Here is a 22,037-nt window from a genome sequence, read left to right on the forward strand (position 1 = left end):
CATCTGGCAACCTTGACTTAAAACTGTATCTAACGTGGTTCGGCGGCAACAGATTGGGGAACGTTGAATGCGCGCGGAAGCCAAGTGGACTGGGCATGATTATCAGGGCCGCGCCATATGTACGGCCCCGATAATTGCCCGATGTAATGGTGAAAAACGCCTTTCGGATAATGCAGTTAGGTCAGGAAAATATTACACAACAACGGCCAATAGTGTGCAAAATTAACGGATACCGATGACGCTAACTGGCGTCATTATCGCTTAATCACATTGCACCTTGATCGCCAAGCCACCGCGTGATGTTTCACGGTATTTAGCATTCATGTCTTTGCCGGTTTCATACATCGTCTCAATCACCTTATCCAGCGAAACACGTGGCTCACTGGTACGGCGCAGCGCCATACGCGCCGCGTTAATTGCTTTGACCGATGCGATAGCATTACGCTCAATACACGGTACTTGAACCTGGCCTGCAACCGGGTCGCATGTCAGACCCAGATTGTGTTCCATACCGATTTCTGCCGCGACACAAACCTGTTCTGGGCTGCCACCGAGCAGTTCTGCCAGACCGGCGGCTGCCATTGAGCAGGCCACGCCCACTTCGCCTTGGCAGCCGACTTCTGCACCGGAAATAGACGCATTCATTTTATACAGTGCGCCGATGGCGCCGGAGGCTAAGAAATAACGAATGTAGATATCCGGGCTGACCGATTCGATAAAGTGGTCATAATACGCCAATACCGCCGGTACGATGCCGCAGGCACCGTTGGTTGGCGCGGTAACGACACGCCCGCCCGCGGCGTTCTCTTCGTTGACGGCGAGGGCGAACATATTTACCCAATCAATCACGTTCATCGGATCGCTAGATAACTTATCCGAAGATACCAGCATCCGGCGCAGCGCAGATGCGCGACGTGGTACGCGTAACGGGCCAGGTAATACACCTTCGGTGTTCAGACCGCGATCGATACAGGCGCGCATGGTTTGCCAAATATCGGCAAAGTAGGCTTCGATATCCTGCTTGCTGTGCAGCGCCAGCTCGTTTTGCATGACCATGCCAGAGAGTGACAGACCGGTGTTGTGGCAGTGGTCGAGCATTTCACGCGCGGAATGGAACGGATAGGGCACCGTGACTTCATTGGTGTCAGCCATGCCAAAGTGTTTTTCATCGACGATGAAACCGCCGCCGATAGAATAGTAGGTATTGCTATAGACCTGTTTATCCCCTGCGAAGGCGTGGATTTGCATGCCGTTTTCATGTAACGGCAGGTTGTCGCTACGGAACACCATGCCGCCGTCACGCGGAAAATCAACTTCATGCTGGCCGTTAGCCAACATCAGGCGTTGACGTTGTTCAACGTCGCGAATAAATTCCGGGATGCTATCGATATCAACGGTGTCCGGCATATTGCCAGCTAGACCGAGGATAATCGCGATATCGGTATGGTGGCCTTTACCGGTCAATGAAAGTGAGCCGTAAATATCTACAGCAACACGCGTGATAGAAGGCATCAGGCCTTTAGTTTCCAGATCGTCGACAAACTGTTTGCCGGCTTTCATCGGTCCAACCGTATGAGAGCTGGACGGGCCGATACCGATCTTAAACATGTCGAAAACGCTAATCACGCTAAAACTCCTTAAAGAGGCATATTATTATGGCTGCATCGGTTAAAAACCGCGCAGGGAACGGCGATATTGTAAAAGGGTCGTACGGGTTTGATTGCCCTTTTCGCATGAAATAAAATAATCCTTGGTGTTACTTTTTTAGGTTTGTGCCGTGAGTTTAAACCCTATTTTTACAGTGGATTATACCAGGCACGGATATTTTACAGGTATTTCGTAAGGTTGAAGAGAGGGTTTACAGTTTTTTTAAAACCCTGGATAGATAAAAGGTAGTTAAAAAGGCAAACAGAATAAGTGATGGCGATCGCTTTAGCGTCGAAAATAGCCAAACGGCAGTAATAAGATGTGATAGCTGTCACGGCGTTGGGGATTAAATGCTCACTTGTTGTGCCAGACGGCGAATGATGGCGGCCGTTAATCCCCAGACAAACTGGCTTTGATACCAAGACAGATAAACGCGATGGGCGTGCCCGGCACGATGAATATCCAAGGGATGATAACGTGAGATATTTAATGCTTCATGCAACGGCATTTCAAAAACGTCTGCCACTTCACCTTCATTAGGATAAAACCGCACATCTGGCGGCACTAAACCGACGATAGGGGTGACCTGAAAGCCGATGCTGCTATCGAGCGGTGCCAATTGGCCCAGTACGGTTACCCTATTAGGCGGCAGAGCGACTTCTTCTTGCGCCTCACGTAGCGCAGTGGCGATAGCAGAACGGTCTTCGGCATCCGTTTTACCGCCGGGAAATGCCACTTGACCCGCATGCATGCGTAAAGTATCGGCGCGGCGGGTCAGCAGCAACGTGGGCTCTTCCCGACAGATTATCGGGATTAACACCGCCGCAGGTTTTACGCCATGCGCAATTTGCGTCGCCTGCGGCATTTGCAGTTGAAAGCGGCTGATAAACGAGGCCAGTGAAGCCGAATAAGTCGGTTGGTTCACGAAACGAGAAACTCCCCCAATTGCGGTAAGATACGACCTACTTTATCAAACGTTTCCTGATATTCCGCCTGTTCTTGACTGTCGGCGACGATACCACCTCCTGCTGAGCAGTACAGTTGCCCGTTCTCGCTCATCAGCGTGCGGATCGTGATGTTGGTATCCATCGTGCCGCAGGCGCTGATATAGCCGATACTGCCGCAATAGGCGTTGCGCCGCTGAGGCTCAAGCTCCTCAATGATTTCCATTGCCCGGACTTTAGGGGCTCCGGTGATCGAACCGCCGGGAAAACAGGCGCGTAATAACGCGGTAGCCGAGGTGCTGGCAGGTAACGTAGCGGTGATAGTGCTCACTAAATGGTGCACGGCAGGGAAGGGTTCAACCACAAACAGCTCAGGTACACCCACGCTGCCAGGCTGCGCGACGCGGCCAATATCGTTGCGTAGCAGATCGACAATCATCAGATTTTCGGCGCGGTCTTTTGCCGAATTCGCCAACCGCTCGGCTTGTTGAGCATCTTGCGCGGCATCAGCCAAGCGTGGCAGCGTGCCTTTGATTGGGCGAGTCTGAATTTGCTGGTTTTCTAACCATAGGAAACGCTCTGGAGATACGCTCAATACTGCATTTTCAGGTAGACGTAAAAATGCCGAGAACGGTGCCCGGTTGCTGGCGCTGAGCTGTTGAAAGGCTTGCCACTCATCGCCTTGATAGGACGCGGAAAAGCGCTGTGCCAGATTGATTTGGTAACAGTCACCACTGCGCAGATAACGCTGAATTTTTTGGAATTTTTCGCCGTACTGCGCCCGTGTCATATTCGCCTGCCATGGGCTGGTTAACTGGAATGTCGACGCTGGCGCAGGGGATTGTGTTGTCAGCCACTGCCAACGTTGATCGACGTCGCCATAGCTTAGTAAAGTTAGCCGTTGTTGTTGATGGTCGGCAATTAGTGCCCAGTCATAGATGCCTACCGCCATATCAGGTAATGCAATATCGGCCTGCGCTAACTGGGGCAGTGTTTCTACTCGGCGACCCAAATCATAGCCAAATAGTCCCAAAGCCCCGCCTTGGAACGGTAAATCATGCTGCGCCGTAGGGGAAAATGCACAGTCTGACAGTTGTTGTTGCAACAAAGAAAATGGGTCTTCGGATGACGTTACGATCGTTGCGTCACGAACGAGCTCTGTTATTGCGCCACGCGTGGTGAGCGTGACGCGGGGATCGGCGACCATAATGTCAAAGCGATTGTGCGAGTGCTCGGCAAACCCCGAGTGCAACAACATCGCCCACGGTTGCGGCGATAAAGGCGCAAACAGCCTTAGCATGGCTTCGCGATGATATGGCAGAGATTTGAAGTTTGGGGTGGTTACACGCATGAGTGGCAATAAACCTAGCTAACGACAATGCTGTTTGAATGACTCAGTTTGCCATACTTCACGCGTTGACGCATGTCTTGAAGCCAGGACGAATGCACAGGTCACTTAAACGTTACATCAACGCTTAGTATACTAAGCACTTTTTGCGCCTTTCACTAAAATTAAATATGTGAGAATCCATTATTCAATGAATGTCGTTTAAATCCAATAAATCCAATTTTATAATTATTCACGGGTATTATGAATTTGGTTTATTTATTTCGGTTAAATATACACAACCCATTAAAAATAAAACGCGCTCCCGATACGGGAAGTGGTGAGTAAATTATGTCATTAATGTTGAGCGTAATTGTCCCAATGTATAACGCGGGTGAATTATTGAAGCCTTTTTTGCAGTCGTTGCTGGCGCAACAGGAACGCCGGTTGGAGATCATTATTATTAATGATGGTTCGACAGACGGCTCCGGCGAAATAGCGCATCACTATGCTGCCGCGCATCCACATATTACGGTAGTTGATCAAGTTAACTCTGGTGTCTCTGTTGCGCGAAACACCGGGCTGGCGTTGGCACGCGGAAAGTATGTTGCGTTCCCGGACGCTGATGACGTGTTAGCACCAGAGATGTATGCCACACTGATTGAGATGGCAGAAAAAAATAATGTAGACGTGATGCAGTGCAACGGGGAACGTTATTTCACTCATAATGATGAATTGCAATCGATTATTCCTGAGGCACGTTTATCATCCACGAGGGTGATAAGTGGGGCACAGTGGTTTGAACGCGCATTAAAATCACGAAAATTTATTCACGTGGTGTGGTTAGCGGTATATCGGCTTGATTTTATCAAGCAACATCAGCTTTATTTTGAACCCGGTCTACATCATCAAGATATACCCTGGACGACCGAAGTCATGTTCAATGCGCAGCGCGTAAAATATTATAGTAAACCGCTTTATCGCCAACGGGTTCATGACCGTTCAATCAGTAACCGTCGGCGTATCGGCCAGGCCAATGTGGAATACCAACGACACTATATGCAGATTGTGGAGATGCTGGTGGCGCTTAATCGGCGTTATGCCGATAAAATCGCTATTTGTCCGGCTTTCCACTGGCAAATCACCCGTGAAGCTTTAGGCATATGCCATTGCATTCGGCGTGAGCCAGAGAGCGCGGCGCAGCAGCGGATTATCCGTGACGTCTATGAGCGCGGCATTGACAAAATAATGGCTGCTAATGCGCGAGGGCTTAAACAGCGCTGGCATGTTTTTTTGTGGCGACGCAGATTAAAGCAGTATCTTGCCATGGGGAAACTTAGCCCTGAACGGGCGTCCTAATTTTGGCGAAATGGCGTGGTTGCAGCATGGCGCAGCAAGGGTATAATCCCACTCCAATTAGCTGGAGATAAACACATGCTTGCAGGTATGCCGTCACTGAGTCATCTGGAGCAGCAAGAAGCTGCGGATCGCATTCATCAACTGATGGAGCAGGGCATGAGCAGCGGGGAGGCAATAGCCCGCGTTGCGCAGGAGATCCGTGAAAAGCATCAGGGCGATCACGTTGCCGTTATGTTTGATGACGAAGACGATGAAGAAGAACCGATCGCGCAACTGGATGCCGATCCGCAAGATGATGAAGACGATTATTAATCGTTATTGATGATAATCGCAGCGCGTGAGAAATCGCGTTTGCTTAAAAAAAGCTCGGGTAACCGAGCTTTTGTCATTTTGGCTTATCCGTGTACTTTGATGCGGGACGCCGCTCGTTTAGCCTGTTCAATCGCTTGTTCGGTAGTGTCAGCGTAAGCCAGCACAACCCCTAAACGGCGCTTACCGTTAATGTCTGGCTTACCGAACAGGCGTACTTGATTATGGTCTTTAACCGCGTGTTCAATGCCACCAAAACGCAGGTCATTGCTGTGTTGTTCCGGTAAAATGACCGCCGAGGCCGCGGCACCAAATTGACGGATGTTGCCCACCGGCAGCCCAAGAAATGCCCGTACATGCAACGAAAACTCTGATAAATCCTGTGAAATTAAGGTCACCATCCCGGTATCGTGAGGGCGGGGGGAAACTTCACTGAAAATCACTTCATCACCACAAACGAATAATTCAACGCCGAACAGGCCGTATCCGCCCAACGCGGTGACGACGCGTTCGGCGATGGTGTGCGCGCGTTCCAATGCTAATGCCGACATCTGCTGGGGCTGCCAGGATTCTCGGTAGTCGCCGTCTTCTTGACGATGGCCAATGGGGGCGCAGAAATGGATACCATCCACGGCATTGATGGTGAGCAAGGTGATTTCGAAATCGAACGTGACTAAGCCCTCAATAATCACTCGGCCACCGCCGGCACGGCCCCCTTGTTGTGCATAATTCCAGGCGGTGTGTAGTTGAGAGGCCTCGCGCAGCAGGCTTTGGCCCTTACCGGAGGAACTCATCACCGGTTTAATAATGCAAGGGAAACCGATCTCTTCAACAGCCCGCCGATACCTGTCTTCATTGTCAGCAAAACGGTAGCTTGAGGTCGGTAAGTTGAGCGTTTCCGCCGCCAAGCGGCGAATGCCCTCACGATTCATGGTTAGGCGAGTCGCCTCTGCGCAGGGCACGACGTGATGCCCTTGTTGCTCTAAGGTGACCAACATATCCGTGGCGATAGCTTCAATTTCTGGCACGATGTAGTCGGGACGCTCTTGCTCGACAAGGGTCTTGAGCGCATCACCATCTAACATGTTAATAACATGGCTCCGATGGGCTACCTGCATGGCGGGGGCATCGGCATAACGATCGACGGCAATGACTTCTAGCCCCAAACGTTGGCACTCGATGGCGACTTCTTTGCCCAGTTCGCCAGAACCAAGCAGCATCACGCGGGTGGCTGAGGGGCGAAGGGCAGTTCCAATGGTTAACATAATTTCGTACCTGATATGAAAATTGAAGCGGTCTGAACCAATGCGGCCAGTATATAGGAAAACGATTGCGCTGGCAGTGTTTGCACAATTTCATCTAGTGTTACGGGTAATGGAGTTATCGTAACCTGCTGTTTTCATAAGGAACGAAAAAATTTGCCCTCGCCGAACGATTATGCGTTAATAATCCATGGTGACAGAAGGCTTATAGCACGCCATGCTTTCGCGCCGTCAGTGCCGTTAAGGCAGGTTTATCTAGTAAAGGAACGTCAAATGACTAAGATCACTGGTCACGTAAAATGGTTTAACGAAAGCAAAGGCTTTGGTTTTATTACTCCGGCCGATGGCTCTAAAGATGTTTTCGTACATTTTTCCGCTATCGTTAGCGATGGTTTCAAAACGCTGGCAGAAGGTCAGCAGGTTGAATTCTCCATCCAAGACAGCCAACGTGGCCCTGCGGCAGTCAACGTGATTGCTATCTAAGCAACGTAAGCTGCCAAAAAAACCCGCTCCCGGCGGGTTTTTTTATGGCCGCAATCCAGAAATCCCGCCATCTCTGTTATCATCACTGCCTATTACGGTGTCCGCCAGTAGGCCGCGCCGCCTTTCCATTTTTCCTATAAGAGTTATTGCCGTGAGCACAGTTTCTTTTTCTTCCCTACCGCTGCCAGCCGAACAGTTGGCCAACCTCAATGAATTGGGGTATGCCGAAATGACACCGGTACAGGCTGCCGCATTACCTGCCATCCTGAAAGGGCAAGATGTGCGCGCCAGAGCAAAAACCGGCAGCGGTAAAACGGCGGCGTTCGGTATCGGTCTGTTGGACAAAATCGATGTCAGCCTGGTAGCCGTGCAGGCGCTGATCTTATGCCCAACTCGCGAGCTGGCCGATCAGGTCAGCAAAGAGTTACGCCGTTTGGCGCGTTTTACCCAGAACATAAAAATTCTTACCCTGTGCGGTGGTCAGCCGATGGGGGCACAACTCGATTCGTTGGTTCATGCACCACACATTGTGGTCGGGACACCGGGACGTATTCAGGAGCACCTGCGCAAGCAAACGCTGAAGCTGGATAAATTGAAAATACTGGTGTTGGATGAGGCCGATCGCATGTTGGATATGGGCTTTGCCGATGATATTGATGACGTAATCAGTTATACGCCACCGCAACGCCAAACGCTGCTTTTTTCCGCAACCTATCCGAGCGGCATCGAGCGTATTAGCGGCCGGGTACAGCGGCAGCCGCTGAGCGTGGAAGTCGAAGACGGTGATGAGCCAACCACCATTGCCCAGCGTTTTTACGAAACCACCCGCGATCAGCGTCCGGCACTGTTAGTCGCCGCCATTCGTCACTACCAACCCGCTTCCTGCGTGGTATTTTGCAATACCAAACGGGATTGCCAAAGCGTGTTTGAGGCGCTGGAGGCCCGCGGTATTAGCGTATTGGCCCTGCATGGTGATCTGGAACAGCGTGACCGCGATCAGGTGTTAGTACGTTTTGCTAACCGCAGTTGCCGCGTTTTGGTGGCGACTGACGTGGCCGCACGCGGTCTGGATATCAAAGAGTTGGAGCTGGTCGTCAACTATGAGCTGTCGTTTGATCCGGAAGTCCACGTCCATCGTATTGGTCGTACCGGCCGCGCGGGCATGAGCGGGTTGGCGATCAGTCTTTGTACGCCACAGGAGATGACGCGAGCTCATGCGCTGGAAGAGTATCTGCAGATGAAACTCGACTGGGCCGCGGTCAGCGAACTGAGTGGTGCGCCAACTACGCCGCTGGAAGCCGAGATGACCACGCTGTGCATTGACGGCGGGCGCAAAGCGAAGATTCGCCCCGGTGATATTCTTGGTGCGCTGACCGGTGATGCAGGCTTGACTGCGGCTGACGTTGGCAAAATCGATATGTTCCCGGTACATGCTTACGTTGCTATTCGCAAGTCTTGTGCGCGTAAAGCGTTACAGCAGTTACAGCAGGGTAAAATCAAAGGTAAAAATTGCAAAGTACGCTTGTTGAAATAATAAAGGCGAGGGCGCTTGTGCCCTCGTAGTATAATGCATTATACTGTATATAAATACAGTATCTCGATTTTTTAGGAATACGCATATGGCAGTTGAAGTTAAATTCGTGGTGGTCAGAAACGGTGAGGAAAAAATGACGTTCGCAAGCAAGAAAGAAGCCGATGCCTACGACAAAATGCTCGATCTGGCTGACAGTTTAGGCGAATGGCTGCAACAGGCGCCGCTCACGTTGGATGAGCAGCAACGTGAAGAATTGAGTTTCTATCTCGCTGAAAATAAAGAAGTACTGACGCATATTCTTCGCGGTGCGGCACCGCACGAGGCGGTGAAAAAACCGGCTAAAGCGAAAGGTGAAAAAGTTGCAACCTCGGGAAAAGAAGACTCTGCGGCGGAAAAGCAGGCAGCATAATGATTTATGTTGCAGCAATGTAATGGAAAAGGATCTAGAATGAGCCGTGACATCACTTTCTTCAGCCGTTTTGAAGCGGATATTTTGGCTGGGCGTAAAACTATCACCCTTCGGGATGCCAGTGAGTCACACTTTCAACCCGGGGAAGTCTTGCGCGTTAGCCGTAACGAAGATGGCGTGTTTTTCTGCTTTATTGAAGTTTTGTCGGTTACGCCAGTGCGTCTGGACACGCTGACCGAACAGCACGCCAAGCAGGAAAATATGTCGCTCAGCGAGTTGAAGCAGGTAATCAAGGAAATCTATCCGGGATTGGATGAGCTGTTTGCGATCGCGTTTATCAAACGTTAAGCCTGCACCTTCCGGATAGTGATAACCACAACGGGAGGGCAAATGAACCAGATGAAATCAATATTGGCTGTAGCGCTATTGGCGATGGCAACCAGCGCGCAGGCGCAACAGGTACGTACCGCTAAAGTCGCACCTTGTACCGGGCTACAGGCGCCAGATATTGCCGCGCAGGTAAAACGCGATTTTCTGCAAAATCGGATTACGCGCTGGGACGCCGACAAAAAACAGCTCGGCACGGACAAGCCGATAGCTTGGGTTAACCCCGATGCCATAGTGAGTAAAGATGATGTCTGGCAGTTACCGCTGACGGTACGCGGCAGCAAACTGGATAAAATCTACCGTGTGACACTCAACTGCAAATCAGGCGAGATTAGCTACACCGCTCCGCAGTAATACCACCGGGGCAGCATTGCCGGCTGAGGGCGCAACATTGTGCGCCCTGATTAGCGCCTTCTACTGTCGCGCAGCACGCGATTCGGTCAACACAAGTTTTCATCCCCATACGCAACTTGACAAAATATCCCCTAATCTGATGACAGGCTGGCGCCTAGGCTCAGTTATGCCTGCGTGCTTGAAATTAATACAAGGGGACATGATGAAGAATAACTGGATGCAGCAGATTCAATCGATGCTCGGTCAAAAAGCCGGAACGTTGGGGGGCTCGGAAGGGATAGGTAAACTGCTAGCGCCTACCGCATTGGGTGGTCTGGTGGGTGTGCTATTGGCTAATAAATCCTCGCGTAAGTTAGTTGGGAAATGGGGCAAGAACGCGCTGGTTATTGGCGGCGGCGCGGCGGTGGGCGCCGTACTGTGGAACAAGTATAAAAGCCGAGTCAAAGAAACCCATCAAGATGAACCTCAGTTTGGCAAGGCGATCACGCCGGTCGATTTACGTGCCAAGCGCTTGGTTCAGGCATTGGTGTTTGCAGCTAAAAGCGATGGTCACATTGATGATGAAGAGCGTCGCGCTATCGATCACAGTCTTGAGCAATTACACGTCGGGGAAGAGGCGCAAGCTTGGGTTCAGCAGGCGATCGATCAACCACTTAATCCGGACTTGATCACCAGCAGCGTTAAAAACGAAGATGAAGCGTTAGAAGTGTATTACTTGAGTTGTATGGTGATTGACGTCGATCATTTCATGGAGCGTGGCTATCTTGATGCCTTAGCGCAATCACTGAAAATACCTGACGATGTTAAGCAAGGGATTGAAAGCGATGTGGCTGAGAAAAAGCGCGCATTAGCATAAGCGTTCTGCTTGTTAATTCGGGGGAAAACATGACACCCTTACAGCAAATTCTGTAAGCGGATGATGACGTAATGATGACACCCCCAAAGGCTGAAAAACGACCGTACCCGATGACTGCGCACGGGGATACCCGCGTTGACGACTATTATTGGCTAAGGGACGACGAACGTACCGATCCGCAGGTGCTGGAGTATTTGCAGGCGGAGAATGCGTTTACCGATGCCACATTGAAACCACAGCAGCCATTGCGTGAAGCCTTGTATCAGGAAATGGTTGCGCGCATTCCGCAGCAGGAACACTCCGTACCTTACGTGCGTCGTGGTTATCGTTATCAAACGCGCTATGAGCCGGGTAATGAATATGCGCTGTATGTGCGCCAGCCTGCGTCTGAAACCGAGCAATGGGATACGCTGCTGGACGGCAACCAACGTGCCGAGGGGCGTGAGTTTTACACCCTTGGCGGGTTAGAGGTGAGCCCGAACAACCAGATGATGGCGGTAGCGGAAGATTTTCTCTCGCGCCGCCAGTACGACATCCGTTTCAAGTCATTGCTGGATGGGCAGTGGGGGGATGATGTGCTGGAAAATACCTCGGGCAGTTTTGAATGGGCTAATGACTCTTCCTGCATTTATTATGTGCGTAAACATGCGCAAACGTTATTGCCGTATCAGGTCTATCGCCATGTGATTGGCGCCAATCCATTAGATGACGTGTTGGTGTACCAGGAAACGGACGACACTTTTTACGTCAGTTTGGAAAAAACCACTTCTGAACGCTATATCCTGATTCATCTCAGTAGTACCACTACGTCGGAAATTTTGCTGTTGGATGCTGATAAATCCGATGCACAACCGCAGGTGTTTGTCTCACGCCGTAAAGATCATGAATATGGTATCGACCATTATCGTCAGAATTTTTACATCCGCTCGAATAAAGATGGGAAGAATTTTGGCCTCTATCAAACGGCTCAGGCTGATGAAACGCAGTGGCAGACGCTGATTGCACCGCGTACTGACGTGATGCTAGAAGGGTTTAACCTGTTTCGCGATTGGCTGGTGGTAGAAGAACGCGCGGCTGGGTTGACGCAATTACGGCAACTCCATTGGCACAGTGCAGAAGAAAAGCGTATCGCGTTTGACGATCCGACCTATGCGACCTGGTTGGCGTACAATCCTGAGCCCGAAACAGCGTTGCTGCGCTATGGCTACTCGTCGATGACTACCCCGACAACGTTGTATGAGTTGAATCTCGACACCGGTGAGCGGGTGATGCTCAAACAGCAAGAAGTGAAAAACTTCACCCCCGATAATTACCGCAGTGAACGGGTATGGGTTAAGGCGCAAGATGGCGTTGAGGTGCCGGTGTCGCTGGTTTATCGTGCCGATCGCTTTACCCAAGGTGCTAATCCGCTGTTGGTTTATGGTTATGGTTCATACGGCAGCAGCATGGATCCGGCCTTCAGCGCTAGCCGATTGAGCCTGTTAGATCGTGGCTTTGTCTTTGCGTTGGCGCATATTCGTGGTGGTGGTGAGTTGGGGCAACTGTGGTACGAAGACGGTAAATTGTTCAAAAAGCAGAACACGTTCAGCGATTTCATTGATGTTACCCATAGTCTGATAGCCCAAGGCTATGGCGATGCTAACCGGGTATTTGCAATGGGCGGCAGTGCTGGGGGGTTGCTGATGGGCGCAGTCATTAACCAAGCTCCGACGCTCTATCACGGCATTGTTGCGCAGGTTCCCTTTGTTGATGTCGTTACCACCATGCTGGACGAGTCGATTCCTTTAACCACCGGTGAATATGAAGAATGGGGCAATCCGAATGATAAGCCCTATTACGATTACATCAAGCAATACAGCCCCTACGATCAGGTACAAGCGCAGCCCTATCCGCACATGTTGGTGACCACGGGTTTACATGATTCGCAGGTGCAATATTGGGAACCGGCAAAATGGGTCGCGAAACTCCGTGAGCTGAAAACAGATAATCATCAGCTGCTGCTGTACACCGACATGGATTCTGGTCACGGCGGAAAGTCTGGTCGTTTCAAAGCCTACGAAGATATAGCGCTGGAGTATGCTTTCATTCTGGCGTTGGCCGAGTAAAGCTAGAATGGGCGGCGGGTTGTCGCCCATCTCTTTAACCAATCAAATAGTATTTCAAGGTGTGCTTCATATCAGGGCTAAGGTCGGCGACCGATTTTAACATCCAGCGTAAATAGCCGGGATCATCTTGAGCTATACGCTCAATAGGTTGCCCGCGATATTTGCCAAACCTAAACGTTTTTAATAGCACGGGTTGTTCCGTGAGGTTAGCCATTTCTTCTGGCGACCATCCCGAATCGTGCATGATGCGTTGCAACAGGGCGGCGGTGACGTAACAATCATACAGCGCGCGATGAGGATAGAGCGTTGTATCCTGGGGGAGTTCTACATTGAGATTCAATGCATAACGCAAATATTGATTGCCGTATTTAATGCCAGGATACAAGGTGCGCGCCAGTTTGACGGTACAAATCCAGCGGCCATTCATTTCTGGCAACACGCCGCGGTCAAACGCAGCGTTGTGGGCAACATAATACTCACAGCCGATATAACGGCCGATCGCGACGGCGATACGGGGTTTATCCTCCACCATAGCTTCGGTTATATGGTGGATAGCCATGGCTTCAATCCCTATCGGGCGATCTGGCGACACCAAATCGCTCATTGGATTGGTGAGTTGCCCGTCGACGATATCAATTGAGGCAATTTCAACAATGCCGCCGTCTAACCCGCAGGTTTCTGTATCTATCACGCGTAACGTCATATTGCCCTCGCAGAATTATCTGCGCTTAGCTTAACGGCAGAGGCGGGGCATTGCCAAACCCGTTTTAACGACAATAAAAAACCCGCAAACTGAGCGGGCTTATCATTTTGATGAGAAAAATATTAGCTGATTCCCAGCCCGCTGGTGGGTTGATCCTTTTTAGCGCGTTTCTCCGCGCGTTTTTCTGCTGGGCTTTTCAACGGTTTTTTCTTCGCGTTCTTTTTGCTATCCATTCCCTTACTCATGATGACCTCGCTGTGAGCTATGGTTGGGTGGGTTGCTTAACCATTAATCACCTTTCGTTGACCGGATGCAAGTTTAAAAGTGGTTATCCGCTAAATGAGTTAGTAATTTGCGAAAATGTGTGAGGATTGGTCTAAATAGGCGCAAGTCGCGTTCATTTTAAGCAAACGAACGCGATCAAGCGGAGGTGGTTCGGCATTTTCGGGTTTTCCCGTTGACCTGATGCAGCGCTTGGGCTTTGATGAATGCATGACTTACAAAGAGACGCAAGCGCCATGGAACAATTACGAGGTTTGTACCCACCGTTAGCAGCATATGATAGTGGTTGGCTGGATACCGGTGATGGCCACCGGATCTATTGGGAATTAAGCGGCAATCCAGATGGTAAACCGGCGGTATTTATCCACGGCGGTCCAGGGGGCGGTATCTCAGCTTATCACCGCCAGTTATTTGATCCAGAACGCTACAAGGTCTTGTTGTTCGATCAGCGTGGTTGCGGGCGTTCTAAACCTCATGCCAGCCTGGATAACAACACCACCTGGCATTTGGTTGATGATATTGAGCGCCTACGGAAAATGGCCGGTGTCGAACAGTGGCTGGTATTTGGCGGCTCGTGGGGGTCTACCTTGGCATTGGCCTATGCCCAGACCTATCCTCAACAGGTGAGTGAGCTGGTGTTACGCGGTATTTTTACGCTGCGTAAACACGAGGTGAGTTGGTATTATCAAGACGGCGCGTCGCGTTTCTTCCCGGATAAATGGGAGCGCGTATTGTCGATATTGTCAGAAGAAGAGCGCCAGGATGTGATTGCAGCCTATCGTGAACGACTGACCTCGCCCAATCGCGCGGTACAACTGGAGGCAGCCAAGCTGTGGAGCGTATGGGAAGGGGAAACGGTCACGTTATTGCCGAGTGAAGCCTCATCCTCGTTTGAAGAGGATGATTTTGCGCTGGCATTCGCCCGTATTGAAAACCACTATTTTACCCACTCCGGTTTTTTGGACAGCGACGATCAATTACTGCGCAATATACCTTTGATCCGTCATATTCCAGCAGTGATTATTCATGGGCGATATGATATGGCGTGCCAGGTACAAAATGCCTGGGATTTAGCAAAGGTCTGGCCTGAAGCCGAACTGCAGATTGTTGAAGGTGCGGGGCATTCGTTCGATGAACCCGGGATCTTGCATCAGTTGATGTTGGCGACCGATCGTTTTGCTAGTGAATAAGTCAACGTCATACAACAATGTAAACCACGGGGGCTCAAGAGGGCGCCCGTGGCAGCGATTCATTTCATTTTAGGCTCGTATGGCAGGCGAGAAAATTTATGCGATTCTACCCGATAGTGTGCCACGCGTTCGCGAAAGTAATCTTGCAAATGAGCGGGCTGCTCACGTTCCACCACTTCGGGGATCACCGGCATGTTGTATCTTTCTTTGAAAGCCACACCGGAGGCTGCTAGATCGACGTTAACCTTGTCCATTTCTTCTTTAGAAAGCGCTGCCAGATTGTATCCCATGTTTTATTCCTTACTGTTACCGCATCTACAAACAGCGCAAAAGGTAATGCACTCAGCCAAGCTTGGCAAGTCTCAATAGACTGCACTAATGCCCTTACTAAATGCTGGTGTTATTTTCTATTTTAGCTAAAGAAAACTATTTAGTATCTTAAATAAGAATGATTCTTTTTTAATTATTTTCCTGGATGGAAATAATTATCATAATTACTTGTTTTATTTTTTTGTGATTGCTTTTAACTTATTGATATAGATTAAAATAAAAATAAATTCATATATGTTGTAAATCAACTGTTTTTATTTTGTATGTGCCAAGGCATAATGCACAAAATTAAATTGTGACCTGCAAAATAAAAGGATATCCAATGCTGACGCAAGAAATGGCAAAACAGTTGAATGAACAACTTAATCTCGAGTTTTATTCCGCGAACCTTTATCTGCAGATGAGTGCATGGTGTAGCGACAAAGGTTTTGAGGGCGCGGCTGCATTTTTAAAGGAGCATTCTCAAGAAGAGATGCAGCATATGCAGCGTCTGTTTGATTATCTGAGCGACACGGGCTCACTGCCGTTGTTGGGTACGATTAGCGCGCCGCCCGTTGATTTTGAATCATTAGCTGATGTTTTCCAACAAACCTACGAACACGAACAATTGATCACCCGTCAGATCAACGAACTGGCGCATATGGCAATGACCACCCACGATTATTCTACCTTTAACTTCCTGCAATGGTACGTTGCAGAGCAGCATGAAGAAGAGAAACTGTTCAAATCTGTATTAGATAAACTAGCGCTAGTGGGTAACAGCGGCAATGCATTGTTCTTTATCGATAAAGATTTGAAGAAAATGGGCGCCGCGACCGAAGGCAACAACGGCCAAGTTTGATTGATACCGTAGCATTTGTAAGAACCGCGTATCTGCTTGCAGAACGCGGTTTTTTTATACCCTACCGTTAAGCGGGTTATGCAGCGATATGTGCTACCGGATCGCAAAATAGCAGTGTTCTACTCGACTTGCTAAGTCTCCATCGTTATGATTTCTATCGATACGCTACAGGGATGAGGCTATTTCTCTCCCTGATCACCCTCATCTTTTACATTAAGGGACTTCGCTGTGATCGGTAAAATTCGCTGTTCTTATCGCCTGCTTTCTGCGTTATTCGTGCTGTTCGTTGGATTGTCTTCGCAACAGGCATTAGCCCATGCTCATTTAAAAATGCAAACTCCGGCGGCGGACACTATCGTAAGCCCTGCGCCACAGGCGTTAACGCTGAGTTTTTCTGAAGGTATTGAACCCAACTTTAGCGGAGTGAAAATTACCGGGCCAGAAAATAGCGTAATAAAAACGGGTAAGTTGCAGATTGATGCCGCTAACAATACGCAGATCAACGTGCCTATCGAAGGCCAACTGGCTGCCGGGAAATATCAAGTGAGTTGGCATGTAGTATCGGTGGATGGGCATAAAACCAAAGGCAACTATACCTTTACCGTAAAATAATCGATGACGTTGGCGACGCTGTTTGTTCTATGTCGCTTCGTGCACTTTGCGGCGGTGATGCTGATGCTTGGTGTCAGCGTATTCACCGCCTTATTGTCGCCGCAGCGCCTTTCCCCGATACTTTCCCGCGATCTGCGCCCTTTGTTGATATCTTCGACGTTGCTTGCGGCGCTTTCTGCTGTAGCGTTATTAGCCATTCAGGCAGGTCAAATGGGAGATGGATGGCGGGATACTTATCAGTTTGATGTATGGATAGCGGTGCTTGGCACCACCTTCGGTGAAGTGTGGCGTTGGCATTTGGTCTTTTCATTGTTAGCGTTACTTGCGTTGTGGGTGCCGACATACCGCAGTGCAGTCTGCGCGTTTTTGAGTGCGCTACTGTTGGTAAGTATGGCGTTTATTGGCCATGCAGCTATGCACAGTGGGGCGCTTGGGACCATACATCGATTTAATCATGCCCTACATCTTTTGGCGGCAGGCTACTGGTTTGGTTGTTTGTTGCCGCTGTTGTATTGTTTGCGTTATTTGCATTTACCCCAGTGGCGAACAGATGCCGTGACCACGTTGATTCGTTTTTCCCGTTGGGGGCATCTTGCGGTGGCAGTTGTGATAGTGACTGGCATCATTAATAGCTTGGTTATTTTGGGGAGTGGGTCACTGGATATTGACTTGCCCTACCAGCGATTATTGTTATTAAAAATAGCGCTGGTCGCGTTGATGATGGTTATCGCGTTAGCGAACCGTTACGCGGTCGTGCCTGCAATGCGCAGCATGCCAAAACTGGCGCAGCGTGGATTGCTATTGGCGTGCTGGAGTGAAGTTGCACTGGGTGGCATCGTGCTATTGCTGGTCAGTTTATTTGCTACCTATTCACCGAGATAGCATCGCAGTCTTGCGGCAAGACACGGCTTACAGGAAAATAGCATCATAAAATAACGTTAAGGTCAGAATATGAAACGTGCATTATTAAGCATCGCACTGTTGAGCAGTATGGGCAGTGCGCTGGCTGCGGAAGGGTTAGTCAATGTCACCAAACTGGAATATGGCGCACAGTGGGCGTTTGTTAAAGAAGAGGTGACGCTGCAATGCCGCAAAGGCGGCGCATTATTTGTGCTGAATAACGGCACCTTGATGCAATATCCACTCAATGAAGTGGCACAAGAACAGGTAAAAATGGGGCAGCAACGTGCACAACCGTTAGACGTTATTCTGCTGGATGATGCCAATAATCCCGGTAAAAAAATGAGCGTTGACCCTTTCCGCGCGCGTGCTGAAAAATTGTGTGCACATTGAGATGCCGATCGCTCAGCATTTACCCGTGGGTTAACAAGCGGTTAAAATATGCCCGCAAATGATTTTGTGTTGAAACTATCACTGCTGTGCGTCTGGCTGGCAAAAACATCTGAGTGAGCTACTCTTAAAGTGCATGGCTGAGCAAGCCTTGCATGAAATGCCAACTTTTAGCGCACGGCTCTCTCCCAAGAGCCATTTCCCTAGACCGAATATAGGAATCGTATTCGGTCTTTTTTTAAGTAATTGATTTTTAAAGTTAAAAATCAGAATTCACGAAAATACACGAAATTTCCACGAATTTCTGTATTCGGTCTTTTATAGCATCACGTATTCTTTCCCCCGTGAATACAGGTATTTTCCCGTCATTGCTTCGGATTTATGCCCTAATAGCTTCTGCGCAAACTTCTTTCCTTTTTCCTTCTCATACAGTCGCCCAGCCAGACTACGGATCTCGTGAAAGGTCGGTGGGTATTCCTCAAATACCAATCCTGAAGCCTTTCTCGCAGCGACAAACTTTTTCGTTAAACCGTCTGGATGCAGTGAGCCATCAGGGCTATTTTTCCTGATACCGGCACTAATCATAAAGTTTGTGGTGCTGGCCCAGCGGCAGCGCTCGATCACTGTGCCGAGACGTAAACTCACGGATTTTAGTTCGAGATCAAGAGGCAGGGAGATCATGGCACCTGTTTTGCCTTGCTCAATTTGCAGGCGTTCACCAACTACATGATCAAATCGTATATGTGCCACATCTTCTCGCCGTTGGCCGGTGACCAGAGCCAAATTCATGGCTAAGCCAAACCACGCTGGCATTGCGGTAGCCGCTGCACGTATGGCGGTATATTGCGGCAGTGCCAAACGTTCACGCTTAACTACCATTTTTGCCGCGCGTGTCGGTGCCACGGGGTTGTTTTCGATATGGCCTTCAACAATAGCTTCGCGGAAAATGTCGGATAGCACCGATCGCATTGTTGCTGCCATGGACTTTTGTCTTGTGCTATCCAGAGTTCGAGGAACTCTGCGACGTGGCGCGTGGTGATCTTAGAGAGCACCATATCGCCCAATTTCTCTTTGATGATTGCTAGCTGACCGCGGCGGACTTTATACGTGGCATCGGCCAAGTTACGGCGCTTAAAAATGACGTAGTAACGCTCGAGCCAGGAGTTTAGCGTGTATTCGTGCGTGCCTTAATCTTCTCCAGCAGCAGAACAGGGGAGTAGTTCTGCTCAATATAGTGGTTTGCTTCGACCGCCTGCGCTATGGCGTCACGGCGCGTGATTTGTCCAAGCGAAATTTTTTTTTAGTGACTGGGTTTCCGGCGTAATCTCGTCGGAGGTTTCAACAAGTTGATGCAACTTAGCGTAATCGGCTGCTAATTCGATGGCTCTGATGCTCATTGTGCTTTCTCCTCGGATGCTGAACGGGCGGTTATACGCTCATCTTTAAGAGCGGTGAGACGGCGTAGACGGCTGGCCAGGTATTTAGCGTGTTCTGTGTCGCCTTTGGCTTCGGCCGCTTTGCGGTGTGTTTCCACTTCACGAGCGAGCCATGAACCTTGCTGGCTTCATTGACGGTAACGGCTGTGAAACGCGATAACGCGGAGACGGGGGTGTTGTTCGAACTGATCGCACATCGATACGAAAATGGGAGTCTGATCATCACAAGCAACCATGGGTTCAGCGCGTGGGGAGAAATCTTCGTGGATGAGACTATGGCGGTAGCGGCCGCCGATCGCCTTATCCATCATGGTTATCTATTTGAACTAAGGGGAGAAAATTATCGAAAGAAGATGGTGAGGGTAAAAACGGAAGCGGCATCATAGCGCCGTAGAAAAGCCGCCATTTTAATTGTCGCCGACCGGCCAAAGTAATTGACGCGAGATACTGTCAATTGTTTTCAGATTTCACGTAGCGCGATCACAAAAGGAGGGCATTTTGACCGATTTAGCCGACTTGTTGGCCGTGATTAAAGCTATGGAAATTCAACTGCACCAACCAGTAACCCGGAGCAACATAGCTGCGGTCAGTGAATTGTTGCATGACGACGTTGAAGAGATTGGACGTTCCGGTCAATGCTACGACAAGCGTAATACTTTGATGGCACTGCAAATAGAAAGTGGCCAGACAACGATTTTTTCCGATGGCTTCAAGCTGGCCCAAATAACTGAAGGTTTGGTGTTGCTGACATACCGCAGTTTTCATCGTAGTGCTGAAGGCAGTATGAGTCGCAATATGTTGCGATCGTCAGGAGAGGATAATGACCGCTGGCAGATACGTTTTCACCAAGGTACACCGGTGGAAGATTGAAACAACAATGTTCAAATTAGCAATGATAAAACAGGCATTGATAGATCTCTGTTGTAGAGACAAACCGGTGAGTATTGGAGGTGAGGTGACTTATATAGCCAGGACGGACATCCCGGTGCGGAGTAACAGATTCAATTGAACTTATGTTGAAAGAAACCCCAGCTCATATATGATTATGCTTTATCTCATTGTTTTTAATCATTATTTTCCATCAATGATTATCAATCAATAACTTCATCAAGCCATTTTTGTGCTGTTTTGCATGGCTCAGTCAGTTTTAGTTCATGAACTATCATAAATTGTAATCTCATAATTAGCCCCTTAAAATATTATGGTTTATCTGATTGATTTGTTGAATATACTTAATTTTTAGGTAACATTTACAGAGTTCCACTTCTTATCAGGTAGGGCGGTAATTTCTGGATGAATTTCTGCTATTATCTCTTTTCTTTGAACACTACTTTCATCAGGAGTGGCATTAATGTTTGATTCCAGACGAGGTTTTTTGCGTCACTCCTCTATGAGGCGGATTTTTTATTATCATTACACGAAGAGCAATAGCGTTACAACTTTGCTGATGATTCATGGATTTGCTGAGGCTTCTTTTATCTGGTCAAAAACCGCCCAGGAAGCCGCGAGTAAGTTTAATTGCGATGTTATTGCCATCGATCTGAGCGGCCATGGGCGATCAGACTGGCGTGACGATGGCAACTATAATATTGCCAATTATGCTGATGACGTTGAGTTCGTTATAAATGAGTTGAATATAAACTCGCTTATTTTAATTGGGCACTCTATGGGGGGAAGAATTGCCAATGAACTGCTGAAAAGAAAAGTATCTGGAGTGTGTGGAATGGTGATGGTTGACTTCTGCCCGAAAATTAGTGGCGGTACGCCATCAAACTACGTAGCGAGAAATTTCGAAAAATCGGTGATAAGATCATGGTCAATCGATGAATATGCCGGTTTCATCAGCAATGCCAGGCCATTAATGCCGGGAAAAGATATTAAGTGGCTGGCGGCTGAACTATTAGTAAAAATGAATGGCAGCTATTTTTTTCATGCGGATCCACGAATTTTAAATCGTAGTGCAAATCACAGCGAAAATGAGACATCGCAGACCAGAGCTTGTTCGATTCCTATTTCGATAATCAGAGGGTATTTCTCCTCGTTTGTCAGTGAACATCAGGCGCAAGATTATCTTCGCGACTTTAAGTTTTCGAAGTATTACAACGTGCCGAAGTCTGGACACGGATTGGTCATTGAAAATAATAGCGGTTTCAATATGGCGCTCTATGATTTCATGCAGATGATACCCGGCATAGAAAAGCTGGCGTGACCGTGCCTTCGTCGACACGCTGGTTGATAAAATTTTCACCTTAAATACATATAATTATGATTTTACTGTTCGTATTTAAGCTTGCAATGATTTCGTCTAATCCTCACGACTACCTCAGCGCGTTTTGCCGAATATGGCCGCCGCAGGATGCTATCGGCATTAAGAGAC

The 22,037-nt window shown here is 49.0% G+C and carries 23 protein-coding genes and 2 pseudogenes; 17 read left to right on the plus strand and 8 right to left on the minus strand.

The window, feature by feature from the left end:
* Window positions 1-261: 261 nt before the first annotated feature.
* The 3 genes from sdaA to pabB all read right to left on the minus strand — a co-directional run bounded on the left by sdaA (window position 262) and on the right by pabB (window position 3,942).
* Window positions 262-1,626: an L-serine ammonia-lyase gene (sdaA, locus tag ACQKDS_RS05430; RefSeq protein WP_399666372.1), complete on the minus strand. Its 1,365-nt coding sequence runs from the start codon at window positions 1,624-1,626 to the stop codon at window positions 262-264.
* A 367-nt stretch (window positions 1,627-1,993) separates the two neighbouring features.
* Window positions 1,994-2,572 carry a CoA pyrophosphatase gene (locus ACQKDS_RS05435; RefSeq protein ID WP_399666369.1) on the minus strand — a complete coding sequence of 193 codons (579 nt, stop codon included), beginning with the start codon at window positions 2,570-2,572 and terminating at the stop codon, window positions 1,994-1,996.
* Window positions 2,569-3,942 carry an aminodeoxychorismate synthase component 1 gene (gene pabB, locus ACQKDS_RS05440; protein WP_399666367.1) on the minus strand — a complete coding sequence of 458 codons (1,374 nt, stop codon included), beginning with the start codon at window positions 3,940-3,942 and terminating at the stop codon, window positions 2,569-2,571. The genes ACQKDS_RS05435 and pabB overlap by 4 nt, the downstream gene beginning before the upstream one ends.
* Window positions 3,943-4,269: 327 nt before the next feature.
* Between pabB and ACQKDS_RS05445 the strand changes: the two genes are divergently transcribed.
* Together ACQKDS_RS05445 and ACQKDS_RS05450 are read left to right on the plus strand one after the other, a co-directional pair.
* Window positions 4,270-5,277 carry a glycosyltransferase gene (locus tag ACQKDS_RS05445; protein ID WP_399666364.1) on the plus strand — a complete coding sequence of 336 codons (1,008 nt, stop codon included), beginning with the start codon at window positions 4,270-4,272 and terminating at the stop codon, window positions 5,275-5,277.
* A gap of 75 nt (window positions 5,278-5,352) precedes the next feature.
* Window positions 5,353-5,589, plus strand: a complete 237-nt coding sequence (locus ACQKDS_RS05450; protein ID WP_399666361.1) for a YoaH family protein — start codon at window positions 5,353-5,355, stop codon at window positions 5,587-5,589.
* Between the two features lie 83 nt (window positions 5,590-5,672).
* Here the strand turns inward: ACQKDS_RS05450 and purT are convergent, their stop codons facing one another.
* A complete protein-coding gene (gene purT / locus ACQKDS_RS05455) occupies window positions 5,673-6,851 on the minus strand; it encodes a formate-dependent phosphoribosylglycinamide formyltransferase (protein WP_399666358.1) in 1,179 nt (392 codons plus the stop codon).
* Window positions 6,852-7,121: 270 nt separating this feature from the next.
* Between purT and cspE the strand changes: the two genes are divergently transcribed.
* From cspE to ACQKDS_RS05490, 7 genes are all read left to right on the plus strand, one after another.
* Window positions 7,122-7,331: a transcription antiterminator/RNA stability regulator CspE gene (gene cspE, locus ACQKDS_RS05460; RefSeq protein ID WP_399666355.1), complete on the plus strand. Its 210-nt coding sequence runs from the start codon at window positions 7,122-7,124 to the stop codon at window positions 7,329-7,331.
* Window positions 7,332-7,482: 151 nt separating this feature from the next.
* Entirely contained in the window at window positions 7,483-8,865 is a 1,383-nt protein-coding gene (gene dbpA, locus ACQKDS_RS05465) for an ATP-dependent RNA helicase DbpA (protein ID WP_399666353.1), read from the plus strand.
* 85 nt (window positions 8,866-8,950) lie between these two features.
* Window positions 8,951-9,274, plus strand: coding sequence for a YebG family protein (locus ACQKDS_RS05470; RefSeq protein ID WP_399666351.1), 324 nt, complete (start codon window positions 8,951-8,953; stop codon window positions 9,272-9,274).
* Window positions 9,275-9,313: 39 nt separating this feature from the next.
* The gene (gene yqfB, locus ACQKDS_RS05475; protein ID WP_399666349.1) at window positions 9,314-9,622 is read left to right on the plus strand and encodes a N(4)-acetylcytidine aminohydrolase; all 309 of its coding nucleotides are present in this window, start codon (window positions 9,314-9,316) and stop codon (window positions 9,620-9,622) included.
* A gap of 42 nt (window positions 9,623-9,664) precedes the next feature.
* Entirely contained in the window at window positions 9,665-10,015 is a 351-nt protein-coding gene (yebF, locus tag ACQKDS_RS05480) for a protein YebF (RefSeq protein WP_399666346.1), read from the plus strand.
* 202 nt (window positions 10,016-10,217) lie between these two features.
* The gene (locus ACQKDS_RS05485) at window positions 10,218-10,871 is read left to right on the plus strand and encodes a tellurite resistance TerB family protein (RefSeq protein ID WP_399667075.1); all 654 of its coding nucleotides are present in this window, start codon (window positions 10,218-10,220) and stop codon (window positions 10,869-10,871) included.
* 71 nt (window positions 10,872-10,942) lie between these two features.
* Window positions 10,943-12,976, plus strand: coding sequence for a S9 family peptidase (locus ACQKDS_RS05490; RefSeq protein WP_399666343.1), 2,034 nt, complete (start codon window positions 10,943-10,945; stop codon window positions 12,974-12,976).
* Between the two features lie 34 nt (window positions 12,977-13,010).
* On the opposite strand, the gene exoX is transcribed toward ACQKDS_RS05490, so the two are convergent.
* Both exoX and ACQKDS_RS05500 read right to left on the minus strand, forming a co-directional pair.
* Window positions 13,011-13,679 (minus strand): exodeoxyribonuclease X, encoded by a 669-nt coding sequence (exoX, locus tag ACQKDS_RS05495; RefSeq protein ID WP_399666340.1) that lies wholly within the window; start codon window positions 13,677-13,679, stop codon window positions 13,011-13,013.
* A gap of 122 nt (window positions 13,680-13,801) precedes the next feature.
* A complete protein-coding gene (locus ACQKDS_RS05500) occupies window positions 13,802-13,924 on the minus strand; it encodes a hypothetical protein (RefSeq protein WP_399666338.1) in 123 nt (40 codons plus the stop codon).
* A gap of 273 nt (window positions 13,925-14,197) precedes the next feature.
* Here ACQKDS_RS05500 and pip point away from each other — a divergent pair, with 273 nt between their 5' ends.
* A complete protein-coding gene (pip, locus tag ACQKDS_RS05505; protein WP_399666335.1) occupies window positions 14,198-15,151 on the plus strand; it encodes a prolyl aminopeptidase in 954 nt (317 codons plus the stop codon).
* Between the two features lie 59 nt (window positions 15,152-15,210).
* Here the strand turns inward: pip and ACQKDS_RS05510 are convergent, their stop codons facing one another.
* A complete protein-coding gene (locus tag ACQKDS_RS05510) occupies window positions 15,211-15,441 on the minus strand; it encodes a DNA polymerase III subunit theta (protein ID WP_399666332.1) in 231 nt (76 codons plus the stop codon).
* Between the two features lie 362 nt (window positions 15,442-15,803).
* Here ACQKDS_RS05510 and ftnA point away from each other — a divergent pair, with 362 nt between their 5' ends.
* The 4 genes from ftnA to ACQKDS_RS05530 all read left to right on the plus strand — a co-directional run bounded on the left by ftnA (window position 15,804) and on the right by ACQKDS_RS05530 (window position 18,227).
* On the plus strand, window positions 15,804-16,322 hold the full coding sequence (ftnA, locus tag ACQKDS_RS05515; RefSeq protein WP_399666329.1) for a non-heme ferritin: 519 nt from the start codon (window positions 15,804-15,806) through the stop codon (window positions 16,320-16,322).
* Between the two features lie 228 nt (window positions 16,323-16,550).
* Window positions 16,551-16,934 (plus strand): CopC domain-containing protein YobA, encoded by a 384-nt coding sequence (gene yobA, locus ACQKDS_RS05520; RefSeq protein WP_399666326.1) that lies wholly within the window; start codon window positions 16,551-16,553, stop codon window positions 16,932-16,934.
* Window positions 16,935-16,937: 3 nt separating this feature from the next.
* The gene (copD, locus tag ACQKDS_RS05525) at window positions 16,938-17,816 is read left to right on the plus strand and encodes a copper homeostasis membrane protein CopD (protein ID WP_399666322.1); all 879 of its coding nucleotides are present in this window, start codon (window positions 16,938-16,940) and stop codon (window positions 17,814-17,816) included.
* Between the two features lie 69 nt (window positions 17,817-17,885).
* On the plus strand, window positions 17,886-18,227 hold the full coding sequence (locus tag ACQKDS_RS05530) for a YebY family protein (protein WP_399666320.1): 342 nt from the start codon (window positions 17,886-17,888) through the stop codon (window positions 18,225-18,227).
* Between the two features lie 315 nt (window positions 18,228-18,542).
* Here the strand turns inward: ACQKDS_RS05530 and ACQKDS_RS05535 are convergent.
* Window positions 18,543-19,556, minus strand: a pseudogene (locus ACQKDS_RS05535) (tyrosine-type recombinase/integrase); the annotation flags it as partial.
* Window positions 19,557-19,806: 250 nt separating this feature from the next.
* Here ACQKDS_RS05535 and ACQKDS_RS05540 point away from each other — a divergent pair.
* The 3 genes and pseudogenes from ACQKDS_RS05540 to ACQKDS_RS05550 form a co-directional block, all read left to right on the plus strand.
* Window positions 19,807-20,046 (plus strand): annotated as a pseudogene (locus ACQKDS_RS05540) (ATP-binding protein); the annotation flags it as partial.
* A gap of 112 nt (window positions 20,047-20,158) precedes the next feature.
* Window positions 20,159-20,530, plus strand: a complete 372-nt coding sequence (locus tag ACQKDS_RS05545) for a DUF4440 domain-containing protein (RefSeq protein WP_399666315.1) — start codon at window positions 20,159-20,161, stop codon at window positions 20,528-20,530.
* Window positions 20,531-21,011: 481 nt separating this feature from the next.
* Window positions 21,012-21,869 carry an alpha/beta fold hydrolase gene (locus ACQKDS_RS05550; protein ID WP_399666313.1) on the plus strand — a complete coding sequence of 286 codons (858 nt, stop codon included), beginning with the start codon at window positions 21,012-21,014 and terminating at the stop codon, window positions 21,867-21,869.
* Window positions 21,870-22,037 lie beyond the last annotated feature (168 nt).

Source organism: Serratia sp. NPDC078593, from assembly GCF_050268245.1.
Classification (GTDB): Bacteria; Pseudomonadota; Gammaproteobacteria; order Enterobacterales; family Enterobacteriaceae; genus JBNNGK01.